The sequence below is a fragment of the Streptomyces sp. WG7 genome, from assembly GCF_049975785.1.
Classification (GTDB): domain Bacteria; phylum Actinomycetota; class Actinomycetes; order Streptomycetales; family Streptomycetaceae; genus Streptomyces.
In genome coordinates, this window is sequence record NZ_JBNGGE010000099.1 from 1 (window position 1) to 6251 (window position 6251).

The window sequence follows — 6251 nt, forward strand, 5'->3', positions numbered from 1 at the left end:
GGCGTCCTGCCCAGGACCCTGCACGTGGACGAGCCGACCCCGCACGTCGACTGGTCCGAGGGCGCGGTCTCCCTGCTGACCGAGCAGACGCAATGGCCGCACACCGGCCGTCCCCGTCGCGCCGCCGTGTCGTCGTTCGGTATCAGCGGCACCAACGCCCACACGATCATCGAGCAGGCCCCCGACGACCTCGCCCCGCGCAACGGCGTCGCCCAGGCTCCCGCCGAGGCCGACGGTTCGGTGCTGGCGTACGTGCTGTCGGCGAAGTCCCCGGACGGCCTCCGCGATCAGGCAGCCCGGCTGCGGGCCCACCTGGAAGAGACGCCCGGCCTCGCCGCCGCCGATGTGGCCTACACCCTTGCCACCCGGCGCGCTGCCTTCGAGCACCGTGCGGCGGTCGTGGCGGCGGACCGGGACGAGCTGCTGCGCGGCCTCGCGGCCGTGGCGGCCGACGGCCCGGCGGCATCGGTGGTGCGCGGCACGGCAGGCACGGCAGGGCTCGCCTTCCTCTTCACCGGGCAGGGCAGCCAGCGACTCGGCATGGGCCGGGAGCTGTACGACGCGTACCCCGTGTTCGCGGACGCGCTGGACGCGGTCGGCTCGCACCTCGACATCCCGCTGAAGGACGTCCTGTTCGGCGACGACGCCGATCTGCTGAACGAGACCGCCCACACGCAGCCGGCGCTCTTCGCGATCGAGGTGGCGCTGTTCCGGCTCCTGGAGAGCTGGGGTGTGAAGCCGGACTTCCTGTCGGGTCACTCCATCGGCGAGATCGCCGCCGCCCACGTCTCGGGGGTGCTGTCCCTGGAGGACGCCTGCACACTGGTCGGGGCACGCGGACGGCTGATGCAGGCGCTGCCCACGGGCGGTGTGATGATCGCGCTACAGGCCGCCGAGGACGAGGTCCTGCCGCTGCTGAACGAGCGGGTGAGCATCGCCGCCGTCAACGGCCCGCAGGCCGTGGTCATCGCGGGTGACGAGGACGCCGCGACGGCCGTCGCCGCGGAGTTCCCGGACCGCAAGTCCAAGCGCCTGACGGTCAGCCACGCGTTCCACTCCCCGCACATGGACGCCATGCTCGCGGACTTCCGCAAGGTCGCCGAGGGCCTGTCCTACGCGTCGCCCAGCATCCCGGTCGTCTCCAACCTCACCGGCGGCGTGGTCACCGACGAGATGGCCTCGGCGGACTTCTGGGTGCGGCACGTCCGTGAGGCCGTCCGCTTCCTCGACGGCGTCCGCGCGCTGGAGGCCGCCGGCGTCACCACCTATCTCGAACTCGGCCCCGACGGAGTCCTCTCCGCCATGGCCCAGGAGTGCCTGACCGAGGACGGGGCCGCCTTCGTGTCGCTCCTGCGCAAGGGCCGCCCCGAGGCCGAGACCGTCACCACCGCCCTCGCCCGGGCCCACGCCGCCGGCGTCGCCGCCGACTGGGAGGCGTACTTCGCGCCGACCGGCGGCCGGCAGGTCGAACTGCCCACCTACGCCTTCCAGCGCGAGTGGTACTGGCTGGAGTCGGGCGGCCACTTCATCGGGGACGTCACGTCGGCCGGTCTCGACGCGGCGGAGCACCCGCTGCTCGGCGCGGCGGTCGAACTGCCCGACTCGGATGGTTTCCTCTTCACCGGGCGCCTGTCTCTGGCCACGCACCCGTGGCTCGCCGACCACGCGGTCATGGGCTCGGTGCTCCTGCCGGGCACGGCGTTCGTCGAACTGGCGACGCGGGCCGGCGAGCAGGTCGGCTGCGAGGTCCTGGACGACCTGACGCTGGAGGCGCCGCTGGTGCTGCCGGAGCACGGTGGTGTGCGGCTGCGTCTCTCCGTCGCCGGAGCGGACGACGACGGACGCCGGGCCGTGGCCCTGCACTCCCGCGGCGAGAACGCACCCGCCGACGAGCCCTGGACGCGGCACGCCGGCGGTGTGCTCGCCGCCGCTACGGCGGTCCCGGCCCCCGCTTCCGACCTGGCGGCCTGGCCGCCGCCCGGTGCGGAGCCGGTCGGCATCGACGGGCTGTACGACGGCCTGGCGGCGGCCGGATTCGACTACGGCGCGGTCTTCCAGGGGCTGCGCGCGGCCTGGCGGCTCGGCGACGAGGTCTACGCCGAAGTGCGCCTCGACGAGGACGCCGCCGCGACAGCGGAGTGGTTCGGTCTGCACCCGGCCCTCCTCGATGCCACCTTGCACGCCGCCGGCCTCGGCGGACTCGTGGAGGACACCGGGCAGGGGCGTCTGCCGTTCGCGTGGGGCGGAGTGCGACTGCACGCCGCCGGAGCGGCGGCGGTACGCGTCCGCCTGGCTCCGGCCGGCCGCGACACGGTGTCCCTGCACCTGGCCGACGAGACCGGGGCGCCCGTCGCCTCGGTGGAGTCGCTGGTGCTGCGGGCCGTCTCGCCCGAGCAGATCGGCGCCGCGGCGCGCAGCGGGCGTATGGAGTCGCTGTTCGTGGTCGACTGGACCACGCTGCCCCTCGCACCGGTGCCCGCCACCCACCAGCGTCCCATGGCACTGCTCACCGAGTCTCCCGGTCAGGCGGGTCTGGACGCCGCGGGCGTCGGCCACGAGGTCTACGCGGACCTGACCGCCCTCCCCGCTGAGGGCGAGGCCCTGCCGGAGGTCGTCGTGGTGCCGCTGGTCGGCGCCGCGCCCGACGACCTGCCGGGTGCCGCGCATGCCGAGACCGGGCGAGTGCTGGACCTGGTGCGGGAGTGGCTGGGCGACGAGCGGTTCGCCGACTCGCGGCTGGCCTTCCTGACGCGGGGCGCGGTGGCCTCCGTCCCGGACGACGAGGTCGCGGACCTGGCGTATGCCCCGGTATGGGGTCTGGTGCGGTCGGCGCAGTCGGAGAACCCGGGCCGCTTCCTCCTGATCGACACCGACGACACCGAAGCCTCCTACCGGGCGCTGCCCGCCGTGCTCGCGGCGGGTGAGCCGGAGGCCGCGGTGCGGGGTGGCGCGGTACGGGTGCCGCGTCTGGTGCGTGCGGTGGTGGAGCCGGAGGCCGAGGCGCCGGTGTTTGCGGGCACGGTGTTGGTGACGGGTGCCAGTGGTGCGTTGGGCGGGTTGTTCGCGCGGCATCTCGTCACCGAGTACGGGGTGCGGGATCTGCTGCTGGTGAGCCGGCGGGGCGGGGATGCCCCGGGTGCTGTCGAGTTGACGGCGGAGCTGGTTGAGCTGGGTGCGTCGGTGTCGTGGGCGGCGTGTGATGTGGCCGATCGGGACGCACTGGCCTCGGTGCTGGACGCGGCTCCGGTGCTGTCGGCGGTGGTGCACACGGCGGGTGTGCTGGATGACGGTGTGATCGCGTCGTTGGACCGGGAGCGCCTGTCGGCGGTGCTGCGTCCGAAGGTGGACGCGGCGTGGAACCTCCACGAGCTGACGCAGGGCATGGATCTGTCGGCGTTCGTGCTGTTCTCCTCCGCCGCGGGTGTCTTCGGCGGCGCCGGTCAGGCGAACTACGCCGCCGCGAACGTCTTCCTCGACGCACTCGCGGCGCACCGCAGGTCGCGGGGTCTGGTGGCGACGTCGCTGGCCTGGGGTCTGTGGGACGGCGGTATGGCGGGCGAGCTGGACGCCGGCGAGGTGTCGCGTCTCGGACGCGGTGGTGTGAACGCGCTGTCGGAGCAGGAGGGCCTGGCCCTCTTCGACACCGCGACCGCCTCGCCCGCGGCGGCGTTCGTGCCCGTCAAGCTCGACCTGGCCGCTCTGCGCGCCCAGGCCACTGCGGGAGGCATGCTGCCGCCGCTGTTGAGCGGCCTCGTCCGCGTCCCGGCCCGACGCGCTGTGGGCACTGCCGACGCCGGTGCGCAGGGAGGCGCCGCCCTTCGGGAGCGCCTGGCCGGCCTCTCGCAGGAGGGACGGCAGGAAGCGCTGCTGGAGCTGGTCCGCGGTCACGTCGCGGGCGTGCTCGGCTTCGCAGGCCCCGAAGCGGTCGACGGCGCACGGTCGTTCAGCGACATCGGCTTCGACTCCCTCACCGCCGTCGAGCTCCGCAACCGCCTGGGTGCGGCGACGGGTGTACGGCTCCCCGCCACGCTCGTCTTCGACTACCCGACCCCGAACGCCATCGTGGAATTCCTGCGGGACGAGCTCTGGCAGGGCGGCGTCGCGGCGGTTCCCCCGCTCCTCGCCGAACTGGACCGCCTCGAGCGGACGCTCGTGGAGGCCGCACCGGACGACGACGGCCGGAACCGGATCACCGAGCGGCTGCAGGCCCTGCTGGCGGCGTGGAGCGCGGCCGGAGAGCCGTCGGCTTCCGACGGCGCCGACGTGGCCGAAGCGCTGGAGACCGCCACCGATGACGACCTCTTCGACTTCATCGGCAAGGAATTCGGGATCTCCTGACGCGACGTTCCGGCCCGCCCTTCCCACGACTCCGCCTTTCTGACTTCCGTACGAGGGATGCAAGCATGAACGAGGAAAAGCTTCGGTACTTCCTGAAGCGCGTGACGGCCGATCTCCACGAGACCCGCCGCCGCCTTCAAGAGGTCGAGTCGGCGGAGCCGGAACCGATCGCGATCGTCGGCATGAGCTGCCGCTACCCCGGCGGCGTCGAGTCGCCCGAGGACCTGTGGCGGCTGGTGTCGGAGGGGACCGACGCCATCTCCCCGTTCCCCACCGACCGCGGCTGGGACATGGAGCGGCTCTTCGACGCCGGCCCCGACGGGCAGGGCACGAGCTACGTGCAGCAAGGCGGATTCCTGCACGACGCCAACTGGTTCGACCCCGCGTTCTTCGGGATCTCGCCGCGTGAGGCACTGGCGATGGACCCGCAGCAGCGGCTCCTGCTGGAGACCTCGTGGGAGGTGTTCGAGCGGGCCGGGATCGACCCGGCCTCGCTGCGCGGCAGCCGGACCGGTGTCTTCGCGGGCGTCATGTACCACGACTACGCGGCGCGGCTGTGGTCCATCCCCGAGGAGGCGGAGGGCTACCTCGTCACCGGTGCCTCCAGCAGCGTCGCGTCGGGCCGCGTGTCGTACACCTTCGGCCTGGAGGGGCCGGCCCTCACCGTCGACACGGCCTGTTCGTCGTCCCTCGTCACACTGCACCTGGCCATGCAGTCGCTCCGCAAGGGCGAGTGCTCGCTCGCCCTGGCCGGCGGCGCCACCGTCATGGCCACACCGGGCACCTTCACCGAGTTCAGCCGACAGCGCGGCCTGTCCTTCGACGGCCGCTGCAAGTCCTATGCGGACGCGGCCGACGGCACCGGCTGGGCGGAGGGCGCCGGCATGCTGCTGGTCGAGCGCCTGTCGGACGCCCGCGCCAACGGCCACCCCGTGCTCGCCGTGATCCGCGGCTCCGCCGTCAACCAGGACGGTGCCAGCAACGGCCTGACGGCCCCCAACGGCCCGTCCCAGCAGCGGGTGATCCGCGCGGCACTGGCCGACGCTCGCCTCACGCCCTCCGAGGTCGACGCGGTCGAGGCCCACGGCACCGGCACCACGCTGGGCGACCCCATCGAGGCGCAGGCCCTGCTGGCCACCTACGGCAGGGAGCACAGCGACGAACAGCCGCTGTGGCTCGGCTCGATCAAGTCGAACATCGGTCACACCCAGGCCGCCGCCGGTGTCGCGGGCATCATCAAGATGGTCATGGCGATCCGCAACGGCAAGCTCCCCAGGACCCTGCACGTCGACAAGCCCTCGTCCAACGTGGACTGGTCGGCCGGTGCGGTCTCCCTGCTGACCGAGGGGCAGGAGTGGCCGGAGACCGGTCGCCCGCGCCGGGCGGCCGTGTCGTCCTTCGGCGTCAGCGGCACCAACGCGCACATCATCATCGAGGAGGCGACTGCCCCCGCCCCCGCAGCCGTCCCCGCCCATGCCGGGGCGGATGCCGAGGTCGCGGAGACCGCCGACGGGGCGGCCACGGACGCGGAGCAGTCACCGGTCCTGATCGCGGCGCTCCGTGACTCGTCCGCGCCGGGCGCCTCGGACGTCCTGCCCTGGACCCTGACCGCCAAGAGCGAGAACGCGCTGCGCGGCCAGGCCGAACGCCTCCTCGCGCACCTGGGCGCCCACCCCGGCCTGCGACCCGCCGACGTGGGCCACTCCCTGGCCACCACCCGTGCCGCACACGCACGGCGCGCCGTCCTCGTCGGCAGCGAGCCGGCGGACTACGTGCGGGCCCTCACCGCTCTGGTGGCGGGCGAGCCGTCGTCGCACGTCGTCCAGGGCTCGGCCCTCGGTGGCAAGACGGTGTTCGTGTTCCCGGGGCAGGGTTCGCAGTGGGCCGGTATGGCGGTGGAACTGCTGGATTCC

2 protein-coding genes are annotated in these 6251 nt (G+C 73.4%); both read left to right on the forward strand.

Annotated features, from left to right (window positions below):
- On the forward strand, positions 1–4338 hold a 4338-nt coding region (locus ACP4J0_RS38030; protein WP_426603948.1), incomplete at its 5' end, for an SDR family NAD(P)-dependent oxidoreductase.
- A 65-nt stretch (positions 4339–4403) separates the two neighbouring features.
- Positions 4404–6251 (forward strand): type I polyketide synthase (locus ACP4J0_RS38035; protein WP_426603950.1); only part of this gene is annotated, 1848 nt, incomplete at its 3' end.